At 65.4% G+C, this 15,709-nt stretch carries 17 protein-coding genes; 3 read left to right on the forward strand and 14 right to left on the reverse strand.

The annotated features are described in order from the left end of the window. Nucleotides 1-2 precede the first annotated feature (2 nt). A complete protein-coding gene (locus tag AC1DVS_RS06915; RefSeq protein WP_478021550.1) occupies nt 3-1,325 on the reverse strand; it encodes a pseudouridine synthase in 1,323 nt (440 codons plus the stop codon). Nucleotides 1,326-1,469: 144 nt separating this feature from the next. On the opposite strand from AC1DVS_RS06915, the gene AC1DVS_RS06920 reads away from it, so the two are divergent. Continuing rightward, nucleotides 1,470-1,901 carry a response regulator gene (locus tag AC1DVS_RS06920; RefSeq protein WP_478021552.1) on the forward strand — a complete coding sequence of 144 codons (432 nt, stop codon included), beginning with the start codon at nt 1,470-1,472 and terminating at the stop codon, nt 1,899-1,901. Between the two features lie 127 nt (nt 1,902-2,028). On the opposite strand, the gene AC1DVS_RS06925 is transcribed toward AC1DVS_RS06920, so the two are convergent. Continuing rightward, nucleotides 2,029-3,168, reverse strand: a complete 1,140-nt coding sequence (locus AC1DVS_RS06925) for an aromatic ring-hydroxylating oxygenase subunit alpha (protein WP_478021554.1) — start codon at nt 3,166-3,168, stop codon at nt 2,029-2,031. Between the two features lie 109 nt (nt 3,169-3,277). Here AC1DVS_RS06925 and AC1DVS_RS06930 point away from each other — a divergent pair, with 109 nt between their 5' ends. Together AC1DVS_RS06930 and AC1DVS_RS06935 are read left to right on the forward strand one after the other, a co-directional pair. Beyond that, on the forward strand, nt 3,278-4,582 hold the full coding sequence (locus AC1DVS_RS06930; RefSeq protein WP_478022099.1) for an AmpG family muropeptide MFS transporter: 1,305 nt from the start codon (nt 3,278-3,280) through the stop codon (nt 4,580-4,582). Next, nucleotides 4,579-5,331, forward strand: a complete 753-nt coding sequence (locus AC1DVS_RS06935; protein ID WP_478021555.1) for a tetratricopeptide repeat protein — start codon at nt 4,579-4,581, stop codon at nt 5,329-5,331. The genes AC1DVS_RS06930 and AC1DVS_RS06935 overlap by 4 nt, the downstream gene beginning before the upstream one ends. Here AC1DVS_RS06935 and AC1DVS_RS06940 read toward each other — a convergent pair. From AC1DVS_RS06940 to AC1DVS_RS06995, 12 genes are all read right to left on the reverse strand, one after another. Next, nucleotides 5,318-5,755 (reverse strand): DUF6628 family protein, encoded by a 438-nt coding sequence (locus tag AC1DVS_RS06940; protein ID WP_478021556.1) that lies wholly within the window; start codon nt 5,753-5,755, stop codon nt 5,318-5,320. The two genes, AC1DVS_RS06935 and AC1DVS_RS06940, sit on opposite strands and share 14 nt — an antisense overlap. 70 nt (nt 5,756-5,825) lie before the next feature. Continuing rightward, the gene (locus AC1DVS_RS06945; protein WP_478021558.1) at nt 5,826-7,151 is read right to left on the reverse strand and encodes a bifunctional folylpolyglutamate synthase/dihydrofolate synthase; all 1,326 of its coding nucleotides are present in this window, start codon (nt 7,149-7,151) and stop codon (nt 5,826-5,828) included. Nucleotides 7,152-7,187: 36 nt separating this feature from the next. Then, the gene (accD, locus tag AC1DVS_RS06950; RefSeq protein ID WP_478021560.1) at nt 7,188-8,045 is read right to left on the reverse strand and encodes an acetyl-CoA carboxylase, carboxyltransferase subunit beta; all 858 of its coding nucleotides are present in this window, start codon (nt 8,043-8,045) and stop codon (nt 7,188-7,190) included. Further along, complete coding sequence (trpA, locus tag AC1DVS_RS06955) at nt 8,042-8,854, reverse strand: tryptophan synthase subunit alpha (RefSeq protein WP_478021561.1); 813 nt, start codon at nt 8,852-8,854, stop codon at nt 8,042-8,044. The genes accD and trpA overlap by 4 nt, the downstream gene beginning before the upstream one ends. Then, the gene (locus tag AC1DVS_RS06960; RefSeq protein ID WP_478021563.1) at nt 8,851-9,045 is read right to left on the reverse strand and encodes a hypothetical protein; all 195 of its coding nucleotides are present in this window, start codon (nt 9,043-9,045) and stop codon (nt 8,851-8,853) included. The genes trpA and AC1DVS_RS06960 overlap by 4 nt, the downstream gene beginning before the upstream one ends. Continuing rightward, nucleotides 9,042-10,271, reverse strand: a complete 1,230-nt coding sequence (trpB, locus tag AC1DVS_RS06965; protein WP_478021564.1) for a tryptophan synthase subunit beta — start codon at nt 10,269-10,271, stop codon at nt 9,042-9,044. The genes AC1DVS_RS06960 and trpB overlap by 4 nt, the downstream gene beginning before the upstream one ends. A 48-nt stretch (nt 10,272-10,319) precedes the next feature. Then, nucleotides 10,320-10,958, reverse strand: a complete 639-nt coding sequence (locus AC1DVS_RS06970; RefSeq protein ID WP_478021566.1) for a phosphoribosylanthranilate isomerase — start codon at nt 10,956-10,958, stop codon at nt 10,320-10,322. 16 nt (nt 10,959-10,974) lie between these two features. Further along, nucleotides 10,975-11,472 carry a GNAT family N-acetyltransferase gene (locus AC1DVS_RS06975; RefSeq protein ID WP_478021567.1) on the reverse strand — a complete coding sequence of 166 codons (498 nt, stop codon included), beginning with the start codon at nt 11,470-11,472 and terminating at the stop codon, nt 10,975-10,977. A 22-nt stretch (nt 11,473-11,494) separates the two neighbouring features. Beyond that, complete coding sequence (gene pyrF / locus AC1DVS_RS06980; RefSeq protein ID WP_478021568.1) at nt 11,495-12,169, reverse strand: orotidine-5'-phosphate decarboxylase; 675 nt, start codon at nt 12,167-12,169, stop codon at nt 11,495-11,497. After that, on the reverse strand, nt 12,166-12,549 hold the full coding sequence (locus tag AC1DVS_RS06985) for a hypothetical protein (RefSeq protein WP_478021570.1): 384 nt from the start codon (nt 12,547-12,549) through the stop codon (nt 12,166-12,168). The genes pyrF and AC1DVS_RS06985 overlap by 4 nt, the downstream gene beginning before the upstream one ends. Nucleotides 12,550-12,632: 83 nt before the next feature. Continuing rightward, nucleotides 12,633-14,927 (reverse strand): patatin-like protein, encoded by a 2,295-nt coding sequence (locus AC1DVS_RS06990; RefSeq protein WP_478021571.1) that lies wholly within the window; start codon nt 14,925-14,927, stop codon nt 12,633-12,635. A gap of 37 nt (nt 14,928-14,964) precedes the next feature. Continuing rightward, the gene (locus AC1DVS_RS06995) at nt 14,965-15,660 is read right to left on the reverse strand and encodes an endonuclease/exonuclease/phosphatase family protein (protein ID WP_478021572.1); all 696 of its coding nucleotides are present in this window, start codon (nt 15,658-15,660) and stop codon (nt 14,965-14,967) included. Nucleotides 15,661-15,709 lie beyond the last annotated feature (49 nt).

The raw sequence follows: 15,709 nt of genomic DNA on the forward strand, positions 1-15,709 counted from the left end.
ATCTATTTCCGGGTACGAGGCTTGGGTTTGGGCTTGGCCCAGCCCGCGCGTGAGGGCGGTTTTCCGCTGCCGTCGGCAGGCGGGCGCGGATCGGCACCGTTTTCGGTGCGTGGCGGGCGCGGCTTCTTGGCGCGGACGTTGCGGCCGAGTTCCGGATTGAAGACCCGCTCGGGGCGCTTGGCCGCTCCGTCATCCGGGCGCGCGTCGCGCTTCGGCTTTGCGTCGTAAAAGCGTTTGGGTTTCGCTCCCACGGGCGCCGGATTGGCTGCGCGCTCCTCGGCCGGCCGGCTGTCGCGCGGTGACCAGCCGGTGCGCTTCGCATCGCCACCGGGCGCGCGGCGGGCCGGGCGGGCATCAGTGAAGGCGGCGCGATCGGCGCGCGCGGCATCTTCGCGGGTGATGCGCGCGGGGCGCCGCGCGGCGGCGGCAGGCCGCGCGTCGCCGACCGGGGTCGGGCGGGTCGGCCTGGTCGGAGGCGGCTTCATGGTGATGCCGCGCGGTTGCTTCAGCCGGTCGCCGGGAACCGGAGACGGCGCCGGAGCGCGCCGCTTCAGCTCGGGCGGAAGCTGCTCGGGGGACAGATTCTTCGTCGGGTTCTTGCGGAAGGCGATGAGATCCTGTTCGCGAACCTCCCCGATTTCGCCGGGCTGCAGGTCGCCGAGCAGGAACGGGCCGTAGCGCGTGCGGATCAGGCGCGAAACGCGCAGGCCGAGATATTCGAGGACGCGGCGGACCTCCCGGTTCTTGCCTTCAGTCAGGATCATCTCGATCCAGACATTGGCGCCTGTGCGGCGCTCGAGATTGGCGTTGATCGAGCCGTAGCGTACGCCCTCGATCTCGACGCCATGGATCAGATCCTCGAGCTGGGCCTGGGTCACCGGGCCATAAGCGCGGGCGCGATAGGCGCGCTCGACCCCGGTCGCGGGGAGTTCGAGCTGGCGCTTGAGCTCGCCGTCCGTGGTGAGCAGCAACAGGCCTTCGGTATTGAGATCGAGCCGCCCGACGGGGACGAGGCGCGGCAGGTCGCTCGGCAGCTTGTCGTAGATGGTCGGCCGCCCGCCCGGATCGCGCTCGGTGACGAGCAGGCCACTCGGCTTGTGGTATAGAAACAGCCGCGCCGGTGCCGCGGCCTCGACGGGATTGCCGTCGACCGTAATGCCCTTGAGCGAGGTGAGCACCGTCGCCGGAGTATCGATGACGGTGCCGTTGAGCGCGACGCGCCCCTCGGCGATCATGCGCTCGATCTCGCGGCGCGAGGCCACGCCGGCGCGGGCGAGCAGCTTGGCGATACGCTGCTGCTCTTTGGATGGGCGAAAAATGGACACGCGGTGCTGATACCGTTTTTCTGCATCAGCACATGAAAAAAATGTTGCGACGGATCACGCACGTACGCGTTAAGGGACGGAAGCGTAACAAGGCGGGTGGATCGATGCTCCATACGCCCAGTAAAAAAGGCACGGACAGGCACTATGTTGTTCGGCAAGAAGAAAAGGCGGATTTCGCGGGTGTTGATCGTCGAGGACGAGCCGCTCGTCGCGTTCGATACCGAACATTTCCTGCGGGAATGCGAGTTCGAGATCGTCGCGACGGTGGACCGGGTCACCGATGCGATGACGGTAATTCACGGCGACAACGACATCGACCTCGTCCTGGTGGACGTTAGTCTGGCCGACGGTTCCGGAATTGATGTCGCGCATGCCGCGAATCAGGCGTCGATCCCGGTGCTGTTCGTGACGGGCTCCTGTCCTGACGGCGCGCGGGACGTGGCGGCCGGGTGCCTGTCCAAGCCCTATGCGCAACGCGATCTGCTCGCGGCAATCCAGGCGATCGAGGCGGTGCTCGAGGGGAAGAAGCCGAAGCGGTTGCCGGGTGGGTTCAGTCTGTTCGAGAAGGCAGCGTAGTTCTTGTCCCTCTCCCGGCGGGAGAGGGAGGGAGGAGCGAAGCGACGGAAGGGTGAGGGTGAGGGGTTTGCCCTAGGTCACCCTCATCCGGCGCTTCGCGCCACCTTCTCCCGCAGGGAGAAGGATTTTACAGCCTCGCCTCGACAGCATCATGGAAATTGCGGATCCCCGTCTCCAATGTCCCAAGCGTCACCCGCTCGATAGCTCCGGAGGCCAGCCCGATCTGCCCCAACGCAGCCGCTCGGAAATCCTCGCCCGCGAAGACGCCGCCGTCGAGCAGGTTCCAGCTCTTCTCCCAATGCGCCAGCGCCTTGTCCGTGGCGGGTGCCTCGGGGATCAGCATGAAATCCTCCACCAGCACCCGGCTCTCGGATTGCGGCATCAGCACCATGAGGTTCATATAGTCCGGGCTGACGATCAGCACCGTGCCGGGGAAGAGCTGATACGTATAGGTGATCGCCGAGCGCAAAGTCGGCCAGTCCTCGGCTTCGCACGCCGCCAGCGCAGCTTCGCGACCCACCGCTGAGCGCTGGTGCGGGCCGATGTGGTCGCCGGTCGAGACGCCGTCCTTGAAGAACGGGCCGATCGTCGCGGCATGGAGGCGCTGGACGTGATAGCTTTCCAGGAACGCGTCCATGATCAGCTTCCAGTTCGCCGCGACATCATGGGTGCGCCGGCGGAAGAGATGCTGGCCCGTCATGTCGAAGGCGTCGAAATCATGGCCTAGCGCCTCGGCCTGGCTGAAATCGGCGCCGTCATCGAAGGCGAACCAGATCAGCCCGCCGGCTTCGCGCGTGGGCAGGCGCTTGAGGTTATATTCATGCCGGTCGAGATGCGGGAAACTGTCGGGGCGCGGCAGCCCCGCGAGGGCGCCATCGAGCGTGTAGCTCCAGGCATGATAGGGGCAGATCAGCCGCGATGCGCAGACCGCCTCGCTGCCCTCGACGAGGCGGGTACCGCGATGCTGGCAGACATTGAGGAAAACCTGGGCGTGACCGTCCTTGTCCCGCGCGATCAGCAGCGGCTTGCCGAAGCCGTCATGCGGCACGGCCATATTGGTTTTGGGCAGCAGCGCGGATGGCGCGATCACCAGCGGCACATGAGCGAATATCCGCGCCTGCTCAGCGGCATGGCGTTCCGGCGATGTGTAGGCGGCGGCATCAACATGCGTGATGCCGGCATTGGGCCGCGTGCCCCCTGCTGCGAGCTGCGCCGCGAGCGCGAGCTGGCCCGGCGTCGGCACGCTAATCTTCGCAGGTGCGTTCATCTCGCTTCCTCTCCCGATTTTTGGCGCTAGTGTCTGCCCGATGAGGCCGGGGAGCAAGAGCGGGATGAGCGCTGCGACTACAGACGAGCGGAAGGGCTTTGTGGCGACGATGGCGCCCTATCTCAGGCCACGACCGATCGCGGCCCTGTTATTGGGCATATCGAGTGGGTTTCCGCTCGCTTTGCTGTTGGGAACCATGACGTTCTGGCTGGCCAAGGTCGGCATCGACAAGAAAACCATCGGCTTCGCCGTAGGGCTGACGACTCCTTATACGCTGAAATTCCTCTGGGCGCCGTTGATCGATCGGCTCAAGCTGCCGATTTTGACCGGCCTGTTCGGGCAGCGCAGGGCATGGCTGTTCTTCATTCAGGCACTGCTCTTCGTCTCCGTGTGGATGCTCGGTGCCAGTCAGCCGCAACTGCATTTAGGCGTCTTCGCTTTTTGGGCGATCGCCACGTCATTTCTCGGTGCGACCCAAGATATTGTGATCGACGCCTATCGGATCGAAATTCTTTCCGATGAGGAATTACCGCACGGCACCGCCAACAACCAGTTCGGCTATCGGCTCGGTGCGTTCATCGCCGGCGTTGGTACGATTGCGCTGGCATCGCCGGAAGGCTGGGGCCTCGGTTGGGCTAAGGGGTATGGCTTGACCGCCTTCTGCATCGTTCCGGGCATCATCGCTGCATTCTGGGCCGGCCCCGGCCTTCATGACCGCGCGCTCGAAAAGCAGACTGCGCAGTCGTTCGGCGACTGGCTTGAGGCAACGATCATCGGGCCGTTCCGCGAATTCTTCCGCCGTCGCGGTGCTGTGCTGATCCTGTTGTTTGTCCTGATCTACAAGCTCGGCGATGCGATGGGGCAGATCATGCTCAATCCCATGATCGTGGAACTCGGCTTTTCGGATACCGAGTTCATCGCCATCAACAAGGTGGTTGGATTCTGGGGCCTGATCGTCGGGATTGCGCTGGCCGCGCCTTTCATGGCGTGGCTAGGTATGGGGCGCGCGCTCTTTGCCTCCGGCGTGCTGATGATGGTCAGCAACCTGGCGTTCGTCATCCTGGCGATTCAGGGGCATTCAAATACGTGGCTCACGATCGCGGTGGCTACGGAACAGGTTACCAGCGGGATCGGCCTTACAGTTTTCGTTACCTATCTCTCCGGACTGTCGAACGTCGCCTATACTGCTACTCAGTTCGCGCTGCTGTCGTCCTTTGCGGCGGTGGGGCGGACCTGGCTGTCGGCCCCGGCCGGCTACGCCGCTGAGCGGCTTGGCTGGCCTGGCTTTTGGATCATGACGATGGTTGTCGCCTTGCCCGGTTTGATTCTGCTTTGGTTGCTCTGGAGAAAGGGTTTCGTTGTGGAGAGTGTCCGGCAACCTGGGGCTGAAAAGGCAGCCGCGCCCGCAGCATGATCATCTATCTCGCAATCCTGGCGGTCCAGGTGATGCTGATCATCGACGTGATCCGCAACGGCCGCAACCAGACATGGATCTACGTGCTGATGTTCCTCCCGGGACCAGGCACGGTCGCCTATCTGTTGATGGAGGTATATCCGCGCTTCTACGGCAACCGGCATGTCCGCACCGTGCGGGCCAAAGCGGTCCACGCGCTCAATCCCGAGCGCGAGGTGCGGGCGGCGCGCGATGCGCTCGATCTGGCGGATACCGCTGCCAATCGGATCAGACTTGCCAATGCCCTGACGGCGCTTGGCCGGCATGCCGAGGCACTGCCCTTGTTGCGCGAGGCGGTTGAGCGCGGACCGCTCGACATGCGGACCGGCGAGAAGCTCGCGCGAGCCGAATATGAAACGGGGGACGCGGCCGGCGCGCTGGCGACGCTCGACGCCAACCCGCCGCCAAGCGCGCAGAGCGACCGCGATCGCCAACTCCTGTTGCGCGCGAAAATCCTTGAGGCGCTCAACCGCAAGGAAGAGGCGCTCGCGTTGTACGCCGATCTTGTCACGCGACTGCCGGGCGAGGAAGGCCGTTGCCGCTATGCAGCGTTGTTGCTCGATCAGGGCTGGGACAAAAAGGCGCTGGCGGTGCTGGAAGAGGTAGAGTCGCGGATGAAGCGCCTCGATCGGCAACAGCGCGCGGCCGAGGCCGATATGTATCGCTGGGCGATGGACAAGCTCCGGGAGCTGCGGGCTAACCAGAGATAGGCCGCCCCGCATCGGCGAAGGCGGCGGCGAGCAGAGTCGCGGTGGCGAGCACGCCGTCGACGCGGCGGACGCCGAGGAGATCGGCGAGCAGGAGACGTGCGGTTTCCGGCGTGGTTTCGGCTCGGGCGAGGATTGTGAGCAGCGCTGACTCGGCCGTGGTCATTCGCGCGCAACAGCATGGGGCGATCGCGACGGTGCCGGTGGCGCTGCTTGCGATATCCACCATCAGCGCGCGCATCAGCACCAGCGGTCGGCGGAATCCCTCGCCAAAGCCATTGACCATGGCGTGCGCCGCATGCGCATCGGCGAAGCCGTGCGCCCCAATCCGGCGGATCGCGAACAAGGCAAGGCGGCTGTTAGGGCAGGCTGGGATGCTGTGGGGCAGCATCAGGCTGGGGTTGGGATTGGCGGGGGCGATTGTCATGATCGGCGACTCCATTGGCTCGGTGGCCAAGGTCGCCAGATCGTTATTGCAAGTCAATAGCAATAAGGACTCATGTCGGTGGTTCGCCATTGGCGGCGAGCACCTCGCCGGCAAGATAGAGCGAGCCCAGGATGAGGACGACGGGCGGCGCAGCAGGAAGGGCGTAATCGCGGATCACCGCGAGCGCTTCCGCTGGGTCGCCAGCCGTCGCTGCGCTTATCCCGAGATCGCTCGCGATTGCCGAGAGGGCGTCGGGCGCATGGTGTTCGTGGTTTGGGACCGGGACTGCCTGCAGGGTCGTCACGAGGCCCGCAAACGGGGCGAGAAGCCCTGCCGGATCCTTGTTGGCCAGCATGCCGAGGATGAGGTGGACCGGGCGGCCGTTGGCCTCAGCGCGCAGGGCGGCACTGACCGCCGCACCCGCCGCCGGATTATGCCCGCCGTCGAGCCACAATTCGCTCCCCTCAGGCAGCAGACTGGTGAGCGGGCCTTGGCCGAGGCGTTGCATTCGCGCGGGCCAGGTCGTGGTCTCAGCAGCGGTGCGATAGGCCTCGGGCGGGATCGGCAAAAGGTTCTGGTGGCGCAGCATCGCTATGGCCAGTGCGAGATTCTCCGGCTGGTGCGGGCCGGCCATGCGCGGCAGCGGCGTCTCGATCCGGTCGGCGGCATCCTTGTAGGTCAGCCGGTTGAGGTCGGTCGAGAACAGCCAGTGCCCGCCCGCCGAGGAGACCGGCGCGCCCGCCGCGCGCGCGACTGCTGCGACACGCTGCATGACCTTCTCGGGATAGCGCATCGTCACCAGCGGAACGCCCGGCTTGGCGATTCCGGCTTTCTCTCCGGCGATCTCCTCAGGCGTGTCGCCGAGGAAGAATTGATGGTCGATGCCGAGCTGGGCGATGCCGGTGACAAGCGGGCGTGCGATGACATTGGTCGCATCGAGCCTGCCGCCCAGGCCGACCTCTATGATGCAGGCATCGGCCGGCGTGCGGCTGAAGGCGAGGAAGGCGCAGGCCGTGGTTACCTCGAAGAAGCTGGCACCGATGCCGTCAGCCTGATCGAGCACCTCTTCGAGGAGGGCGGCAAGAGCGTCATCCGAGATGAGCTCACCCGCGATGCGGATCCGCTCGTTGAAGCGGACGAGGTGAGGGCTGGTATAGACATGGGCGGTCAGGCCTGCCGCCTCGATCGCGGAGCGCAGGAAAGCGCAGGTCGAACCCTTGCCGTTCGTGCCGGCGACATGGAGCACGGGCGGGAGGCTCTCGTTCGGGTTGCCGATCCGGTCGAGCAGCGCGGTGATGCGCTCAAGGCCAAGGATATCGGCGCCGGGGGAGAGGGACCATAGCCGGTCGAGCTGGCGCTGGACGGCGGGCGAGGTTGAGGTTGCGGAGTCGGCCATACTAATTCAGCCCCTCCCCTTCAGGGGAGGGGCTGATCAAGCAGCCGCCTTCTTCGCGCACAGATAGCCGATCAAATTCGCGAGCGTGGCGCGCAGGTCCTTCCGGTGCTTCACCATGTCGAGCATGCCGTGCTCAAGCAGATATTCGGCGCGCTGGAAGCCTTCGGGCAGTTTCTCGCGGATGGTCTGCTCGATCACGCGCTGGCCAGCGAACCCGATCAGGGCGCCCGGCTCGGCGATCTGGATATCGCCGAGCATCGCGTAGCTTGCCGTCACGCCGCCGGTGGTCGGATCGGTCAGGACGACGATATAGGGCAGGCCTTCGTCGTGGAGCATCTGGATCGCGACGGTGGCGCGGGGCATCTGCATCAGGCTGAGGATGCCCTCCTGCATGCGCGCGCCGCCGGCTGCGGTGAAGATGATGTACGGGCAGCGGTCCTCAATCGCGCTCTCTACGCCGCGGACAAAGGCCTCGCCGACCGCGAGCCCCATCGAACCAGCCATGAAGGCGAAATCCTGGACACCGACGACCACCTTGTGGCCCTCGATCGTGCCGCGCGCAGTGATCAGCGCATCGCCCTCGGAAGTCGCGGTACGGGCGGCCTTGATGCGGTCGGAATAGCGTTTGATATCGCGGAACTTGAGCGGATCGTCCTGCACCCTGGGCAGCGGGATGATCGTGTAGCTGCCGGCATCGAACACATATTGGAAGCGCAGGAGCGGCCCGATGCGCTCGTGAAAGTCGCAGTTCGGACAGACGTGGAGATTGTCCTCCAGCTCCTTGAGGAACACCATCTGCCCGCATCCCTTGCACTTGTGCCAGAGATTGTCGCCGCCATCCTTTTTGGGGACGACGAACGAGAGCGCGTTACGGACGCTGGTGAGCCAGCTCATAGGGTTTCCTTTCGTGCGGCGGCGATTGCCGTCGAGAGGGAGCGGATATAGGTCTTTACCGGCTCGTGCGCATCTTCGCCATGCTTGCCGACGAGCTCGACGATTGCCGAGCCGACCACTACGCCATCAGCCACACGGCCGATCTGTGCGGCCTGTTCGGGCGTACGGACACCGAAGCCAACCGCGACGGGCAGGTCGGTTGCCGCCTTGAGCCGGGCGACAGCGCTCTCGATCGAATCCTGCTCAGCCTGCTGGAGCCCGGTTATGCCGGCGACCGAGACATAATAAAGGAACCCGCTCGCGCCATCGAGCACTGTGGGCAGGCGTACTGCGTCTGTGGTGGGGGTGGCGAGGCGGATCAGGTCGATGCCAGCTTCGCGCAGTTCCGGTCCGAGCGCATCGTCTTCCTCAGGCGGGATATCGACGCAGATCACACCGTCGACGCCGGCTTCGATGGCGGCGTTAGCGAACCAGCCGGCACCGCGGCGGAGCATCGGGTTGGCATAGCCCATGAGAACGATCGGCACGCCTGGGTGACGGGTGCGAAAGGCCTTTGCGATGCCGAGGATGTCGGCGGTCGTGGTGCCCGCGCCGAGGCTGCGCAGGTTCGCAGCCTGGATCGCGGGACCGTCGGCCATCGGATCAGTGAAGGGCATGCCGAGCTCGATCACGTCGGCGCCGCCCTCGACGAGCGCGTCGAGGATCGATGCGGTGGCGCCGGGCGTGGGATCGCCAGCGGTGACGAAGGTTACCAGCGCGGCGCGCTGTTGGGCGCGAGCGCGATCGAAGGCGGCTGAGAGTCGGGTCATCGTGCGGAGCGCCGTTGGCTGGTGAGCTGGGAAAGGGCACCGACCAGGGCGCCGGTTTCGAGAGCTTCGAGACCACGAGGCAGCGGCAGACGCCAATCGGAAAAAACCAGGCCATATTGGGCCAGTTCGCGGACAAGTAGCGCCACGACAGCGCCCAACACGGTTCCGGTCAGCAGGTTGCGGAGGTTCATATCTCCACCCCCAGCGCGGCGGCGACGGTGAAGATGTCCTTGTCTCCCCGTCCGCACAGATTGCAGAGAATGATCTGCTCGCGGTCCATCTCGCGCGCCACACGGGCTACGGCAGCGATGGCATGCGATGGTTCTAGCGCCGGGATGATCCCCTCGGTGCGGCACAGCAGTTGGAACGCGTCGAGTGCTTCGGTGTCGGTCGCGCTGGTATATTGGACGCGGCCGATCGAGTGCAGCCAGCTATGCTCGGGTCCGATGCCCGGATAGTCGAGACCGGCCGAGATCGAATGCGCTTCGGCGATCTGGCCGTCCTCGTCCTGCAGCAGATAGGTCTTGTTGCCGTGGAGTATACCGGGCGATCCGCCGGCGAGGCTCGCGGCATGCTGCTTGTCGAGGCCGTGGCCGGCCGCTTCCACGCCGAGCATCGCGACATCTTCGTCGTCAAGGAACGGATGGAACAGACCGATCGCGTTCGATCCGCCGCCGATCGCCGCGACCAGCAGATCGGGCAGGCGGTTGATGCGGGCGAGCATTTGCGCGCGCGCTTCCTTGCCGATCACGCTCTGGAAATCGCGGACCAGCTCAGGGTACGGGTGCGGTCCAGCCGCAGTGCCGATGATGTAGAAAGTGTCGTGGACGTTCGCGACCCAGTCGCGCAGGCCCTCGTTCATCGCGTCCTTGAGCGTCATCGCGCCCGAGGTGACGGCGCGGACCTCGGCACCGAGCAGCTTCATGCGGAACACATTGGGCTGCTGCCGCTCGATATCGCGCGCGCCCATATAGATGACGCAGGGCAGGCCGAAGCGGGCGCAGACCGTTGCGGTGGCGACGCCGTGCTGGCCTGCGCCGGTCTCGGCGATGATCCGCGTCTTGCCCATCCGCATCGCGAGCAGGATCTGGCCGATGCAATTGTTGATCTTGTGCGCGCCGGTGTGATTCAGCTCGTCGCGCTTGAACCAGACCTCGGCACCTTTGCCCTCAGGAGCGTTCTCGCGGAGCGCCTCGGTCAGTCGCTCGGCATAATAAAGCGGGCTCGGCCGTCCGACATAATGTTCGAGCAGATCCTCGAACTGGGCGGTGAAGGCCGGGTCGACCTTCGCCGCGCGATAGGCGACATCCAGTTCGAGCACGAGGGGCATCAGCGTTTCGGCGACATAGCGGCCGCCGAACTCGCCGAAATGCCCGCGATCGTCGGGCTGGGCGCGGAAGGAATTTGGTAGGTTCATGGCGGGTGCGCTTTAGCACCTCACCCGGGCGTGTCGAGTTGCGTAAAGTCAGAGGCTTTTGACGGTGTCGAGAAACGCCGCGATCTTGCCCGCATCCTTGATGCCGGGCGCTGACTCCACGCCCGATGAAACATCGACCATCGTCGCCCCGGTCGTCGCGACCGCCTCAGCCACATTGAACGGATCGAGTCCGCCCGACAGTGCCCAGGGAAGCGGGTGGCGCACGCCCTGCAACAGGCTCCAGTCGAACCGGACACCCATGCCGCCGGGGATCGCGGCACCGGGCGGTGTCTTCGCATCATAGAGGATGCGGTCGGCGGCGCCTGCGTAACCAGGAACAACGTCGAGATCGGCGCGAGTCTTGACCGCGACGGCAGCCCAGATTTCGAGCCCGGTACGCGCCCTGATCGCGGCGACGCGACCTGGGCTGGTATTGTGGAGCTGGAGGGCCTGCAACTGCCCTGTGCCGATCGAGGCCTCGAGAAGGGCATCGTCAGGATCGACGAATACCCCCACCCGGGTCACATGGCCGGGCACGCGCGCCGCAAGCTGGGCGGCGCGTTCGCGGCTCAAATTACGGGGCGAGGGCGGGAAGAAGACGAAACCGACATGGCTCGCCCCGCCCCTGATTGCGGTGTCGAGGGTCTCAGGCGTCGAAAGGCCGCAAATCTTGGCCGTCACTGGCATCGCGCTGCCATAGGCGTCAGCGAAGGGGTTTGACCAGCACCGTCATGTATAGCGGGGGCGTAACCGCGATCGGAAAATCCCGACGTTCCGGTGTGCGCACATAGCCGCGGCGCTCATAATAAGCGATCAACTCGACCCGACTGTCGATGACTGTCATTTCCATCGCCGACGCGCCGAAGGTATCGCGCGCAAGACTTTCCGCCGCTTCGAGCAGGCGTTTGCCGAGGCCGCCGGTCTGCAGCAAAGGCTCGACGCAGAGCAGGCCGAGATAGCAGAGCCCGTCGCCGCGATTGGTTACCTGGACGCAACCGAGGGGCGAATCGTCATTCAATGCAATCAGCAGCCGTGCATCGGGGTCCGCGAGGATCGCTTCGAGCGTGGCGATGTCGGTTCGCGCGCCCTCGAGAAGATCGCCCTCATGAGTCCAGCCGGCCCGTGCCGCTTCGCCGCGATAGGCGCGTTCGATCACCGCGTGCAGGCGCGGCAGATCGCTGGGCGTGGCAAGGCGGATCATGGGTTGCGACATCGGAATAAGGTTAGAGCGTCGCCTCGATCTCGCGCGCGGCCGCATCGGGATTCTCGGCCTGGGTGATTGGCCTACCCACCACGAGGATCGACGCGCCGGCATCGATCGCCTGGCGCGGCGTGACGACACGTTTCTGGTCGCCGGTGGCGCCATTTGCCGGCCTTACGCCGGGTACGACAAAGAAGCCCTTGGGCCAGAGTGCCTTGGCCGCCTTCACCTCGGCGCCCGAGCAGACGACGCCATCTACCCCGGCCGACATCGCCAGCTCGGTCAGGCGAAGCACCTGGTCATGCGTGTTGTCGGGGCAGCCGATCGAAGCGAGATCGGTGCTGTCGAGGCTGGTCAGCGTCGTCACGGCGACAACCTTGGTCCCGGTGGGTGCCGCAGCCTTGGCATCCTCCAGCATCGCGCGGCCGCCAGCGGCATGGACCGTCAGGATCGCAGGCTCCAGCGGGCGGAGCGCCATGATCGCCTTGGCGACCGTATTGGGGATGTCGTGGAATTTCAGGTCGAGGAAGATCGGCAGGCCGATCTCGGCCATCTCGCGTACGCCTGCGCGTCCATTGGCCATGAAGAATTCCAGGCCGAGCTTTATGCCGCCGACGTGGTGATGGACCCGGTTCGCGATCGCCTTGGCGCGCTCCAGATCGGGCGTGTCGAGCGCGACGAAGATGCGGTTCGTCATGCGTGGCCCGGGGCTGGGGGTGAAGGCGGCGCGAGCGGGAGGGCTGGGGCCGGTTCGACAGGAGTCGGCTCAAGCGGCGGCTCGACACCAGGATCGCCAACGACCACCGGCGCAGGCGCGGGCGACAGCGCACCGCGCAGATCCGTCACTGTGCGCTCGGAGGTCGCGAGGCGATTGCGCAGCCGCCAGCGCACGGCGTTGTAGTAGATCATGGTCGGAACCAGCCCGAGCAGGAAGGTGACGAACAGGAGCAACGGCAGATTCACCTCTGCGATCAGGCCGCCCCATAATTTGATCGGCACCGTCGTCCAGTTGCCGACCGTGAAGACCGCGGCGACGAACGCGAGCAGGCACCAGAACAGGATTTTCAGAAACTGCATCGTGCCTCCGTTGCGACCTTGCAGGGGAAACTACGCCCGGCGCGCCGGTTTGGCCAGTACCCCGTCGCCGCGCGGGATGCGCGTCAGCCGATCTCGCGCCGGAGCGACTTGATCAATGCCGGAATCGCAGTGAGCTTGGGCTCCTCTTCGTCGAGGATCGCGAGAAAGGCGGCGTGCTTGATCGCGGCGACCCTGCCGGGCTTCAGATGCGTATTGCCGGTAAGCGACGAAAGCACGATGTCGATCATCCGCTCGGCGCCGTGGAGCCTGCCCCAGAGATAGTCATTCTCGCGGTAAGCGCGGCTGAAAAAGGCGCCGAAGCTGTTGAACTGGATTCCCTTCAGCGTTGCCTCGGCGCCGCCCGCGCGGATCGAGGTGGCATCGTCCGGTGCGATACGATCGACCTTGATCGGATCGAATTCGTCGAGGCCCTCGCCCTGGAGCAACGGCAGGGTGGCGACGTCGAAATAGGGAAAGCCGAGATAGGTAAGGAGGATCGGGCGCTTCACATCGCGGGCCAGGCCGGTGAATGCCTCCGCAAGCCGCTTTTCGGTTGCAGTGTCGAGCTGCTTCAGATCGAGCGACACCGCGAGCTTGTCGAGCAAGGGCCCAGCATCGCCGCGCAGCAGCCGCACGTCCTTGCGCAAATGCGCGTGCCGGTCAGTGCGCTTGCATTCGAGATAGTCGGCGAGGCTTGCATAGATCGCGTCGCGGATCGGCTCGAGCTCGGATTCGTCATGGTCCATTTCGAGCTCGGTCACGCGGCGGGCCAGCATGCGCAGCCGGCGGATACGGAAGCCGAGATCATAGGAACGCAGGAAGCCGATGGTCGTCTCGCTGGCGCCATCCGAAAAGCTCGGGCGCAGTTCGTCGAAACCGCGCGCACTGACCGCGTCGGCGATATGGCCGCGGATATTCTCCCAGCGTTGCGGCCCAGGCTCGCCGCCGGCGGCGTAGAGCAGAGAGGTGATCGCTTCGATCACGCCGGTGATCTTGAGATGGCCGTAAGCCGCATAGCCATAGCCGGCGCTCTTGGCGGCGGCGCTTTGCGCGCGGGCGCGCCATGTGGCGAGCCGCCCCACCGTCGGCGAATCGAGGAACAGGGTATAGCCGAACAGCGTCTCAACCTGGGCTTCGACCTCTGCCCGGATACTTGAGACGATCGTCCGCATACGCTCGATCCGCCGTGAGCGTTCGGCGATCTCCTCGAGATTGTCGCGGATCGGCTGCTGGCGCGGCAGCTCCGAGATCGAGCCGAGGATCGTCTGGAAAAAGCCGGGCGCCGCAGTTTTGCCGAGCCCGAAATGGATCTTCGTGCCGGGGGTGGGGTCGATATAGACGAAGCGCCGATCGATTTCGCGCCGCGCGGGCCGTTCGCGCAGCGCCTCGATCGCCGGGCGGAAGGGAGCGTTTGCCAGCACCGAACCGTCGATCAGTACTGCGTGATCGGCGGCCTTGGCGGCGAACTGGCGCGGCAGGATGCGTTTCAGGAAATCGTCGCGACCGGGCCATGTTGCCTTTCGCGACTTCACCACAGCGTCGAGTTCGCCGACCATGAAGGGCGGGAAGGCACCGGGAAAGCTAGAGGTCGCGCGGGCGGCGAAGACCAGCTCGGCCGGATCAGCGAGCGTATCGGTCACGGCGCCGTGATCCGTGAAGGGCACGATCAGCCTGTGCTCAGTCTCGACGACTTCGGGCGGCGAATTGAGCATCAGGCGTTCGGGGTGACCGCGAAAATCGGTGACGGTGACGAACAGGTCGAGCGGCTGGCCGGGGGGCAGCAACCGGACGCCGCGGGGCGCGGCGGCCATCGCATCGAGCGCGTCGAAGATCAGGCCGGAAAAAAGCGCCCCGCCAAAGGGCGGCTCGAACCAGCGCGAGCGGACGAAATGGGAGAGCTTGGAGCGAACCTCGTCGCGTGCGCTGGCCTCGACGAGTTCGTCGATCGAGGCGGCGCTACGCCGCGCCGCCATCCAGGCGATCGGCGCAGCCCAGGCTTTCGACCAGCGGCCCGATGGCGCAGCGACGGGATCGATCAGCGCCTCGACATCAGCTGAATCGAGCCAGAGCTTCGTCAGTGGTTCGAGCGACTGGCCGGTGGTGATTGCCTGGGCGAGGAACACGCCATTGATGCCGCCCGCGCTTGCCCCGGCGATGATGTCAACCAGCACGCGCATGCGCAGGCCTGTCTCTTCCTGGATCTCCTGGAGGAGGGCGCGATAGACGCCCTGGCTGCCGCCCGCCGGCGTTTCGTCGCGGTGAAAGGCCTGGCTCGCCCGCGCGATCCGCCAGATCTCCTTGGTGATGCCGTGCATGTATACGGCGAGGCTGATCCCGCCATAGCAGACCAAAGCGAGACGGATCTCCTTTTCGCGCATTATGCTCCCTCAGCCCGCATCGAGTGGGAAGCTACGCTCACAGAACTTCCAGCGTCGCCCAGATCGGCAGATGATCCGAGGCCTTGCGCGCGGCGGCGCTGTGATGGACGCCGCATTCGGCAATGCGGAGGCCGGATGAAACCATGATCCGATCGAGCTTTGCCACCGGACGGCGGACATGGAAGCTCGGGCCGGTATCGGCAAAGCTGTAGGCGCGGCCGAAATCGCGCAGGCACCCGCCGTGCGCGCTCCATTCGTTGAGATCGCCCATCAGCACGGTCGGCCGGGAAATGCTGCACGAATCGACATGGGCAAGGATGGCATGCGCCTGGCGGCGGCGCCACAGGCCCGACAGATCGAGATGCATGCCGACCACCCGGATCGGCACGCCGCCGCTTCGCACATCGGCCATCACCGCGCCGCGCGGCTCGAGCGTCGGCAAATGGATCGCCTCGCAATCCATCACCGAGGATTCCTTGCGGATCAGCAGCACATTGCCGTGCCACCCCATGCTCCCCGCGCGCAGCCCGAAGGGGATCGCCTTCCACGGGCTATGCTCTTCGAGAAAATGGAGCGGGATGACGCACTCCTTCGTGCCGAAGCGGCGATCCGCCTCCTGCAAGGCGATCACATCGGCATCGATCTCGCGCAATACCTCGAGGATCCGGGCCGGATCGCGGCGGCGGTCGAGGCCGATCCCCTTGTGGATATTATAACTGGCGACCTTGATCATTCAGGTCGGCAAACGCCGCAGGGGCATTCGGATATCCCTCATCCAGCCG

The sequence above is a fragment of the Sphingomonas sp. P3_C5 genome, assembly GCF_056402635.1.

Excerpts from the sequence above, each read along its gene's own strand:
- AC1DVS_RS06920 (WP_478021552.1), top strand. The coding sequence starts at position 1,470 with ATGTTGTTCGGCAAGAAGAAAAGGCGGATTTCGCGGGTGTTGATCGTC.
- AC1DVS_RS06925 (WP_478021554.1), bottom strand. The coding sequence starts at position 3,168 with ATGAACGCACCTGCGAAGATTAGCGTGCCGACGCCGGGCCAGCTCGCG.
- AC1DVS_RS06930 (WP_478022099.1), top strand. The coding sequence starts at position 3,278 with ATGGCGCCCTATCTCAGGCCACGACCGATCGCGGCCCTGTTATTGGGC.
- AC1DVS_RS06935 (WP_478021555.1), top strand. The coding sequence starts at position 4,579 with ATGATCATCTATCTCGCAATCCTGGCGGTCCAGGTGATGCTGATCATC.
- AC1DVS_RS06940 (WP_478021556.1), bottom strand. The coding sequence starts at position 5,755 with ATGACAATCGCCCCCGCCAATCCCAACCCCAGCCTGATGCTGCCCCAC.
- AC1DVS_RS06945 (WP_478021558.1), bottom strand. The coding sequence starts at position 7,151 with ATGGCCGACTCCGCAACCTCAACCTCGCCCGCCGTCCAGCGCCAGCTC.
- accD (WP_478021560.1), bottom strand. The coding sequence starts at position 8,045 with ATGAGCTGGCTCACCAGCGTCCGTAACGCGCTCTCGTTCGTCGTCCCC.
- trpA (WP_478021561.1), bottom strand. The coding sequence starts at position 8,854 with ATGACCCGACTCTCAGCCGCCTTCGATCGCGCTCGCGCCCAACAGCGC.
- AC1DVS_RS06960 (WP_478021563.1), bottom strand. The coding sequence starts at position 9,045 with ATGAACCTCCGCAACCTGCTGACCGGAACCGTGTTGGGCGCTGTCGTG.
- trpB (WP_478021564.1), bottom strand. The coding sequence starts at position 10,271 with ATGAACCTACCAAATTCCTTCCGCGCCCAGCCCGACGATCGCGGGCAT.
- AC1DVS_RS06970 (WP_478021566.1), bottom strand. The coding sequence starts at position 10,958 with ATGCCAGTGACGGCCAAGATTTGCGGCCTTTCGACGCCTGAGACCCTC.
- AC1DVS_RS06975 (WP_478021567.1), bottom strand. The coding sequence starts at position 11,472 with ATGATCCGCCTTGCCACGCCCAGCGATCTGCCGCGCCTGCACGCGGTG.
- pyrF (WP_478021568.1), bottom strand. The coding sequence starts at position 12,169 with ATGACGAACCGCATCTTCGTCGCGCTCGACACGCCCGATCTGGAGCGC.
- AC1DVS_RS06985 (WP_478021570.1), bottom strand. The coding sequence starts at position 12,549 with ATGCAGTTTCTGAAAATCCTGTTCTGGTGCCTGCTCGCGTTCGTCGCC.
- AC1DVS_RS06990 (WP_478021571.1), bottom strand. The coding sequence starts at position 14,927 with ATGCGCGAAAAGGAGATCCGTCTCGCTTTGGTCTGCTATGGCGGGATC.
- AC1DVS_RS06995 (WP_478021572.1), bottom strand. The coding sequence starts at position 15,660 with ATGATCAAGGTCGCCAGTTATAATATCCACAAGGGGATCGGCCTCGAC.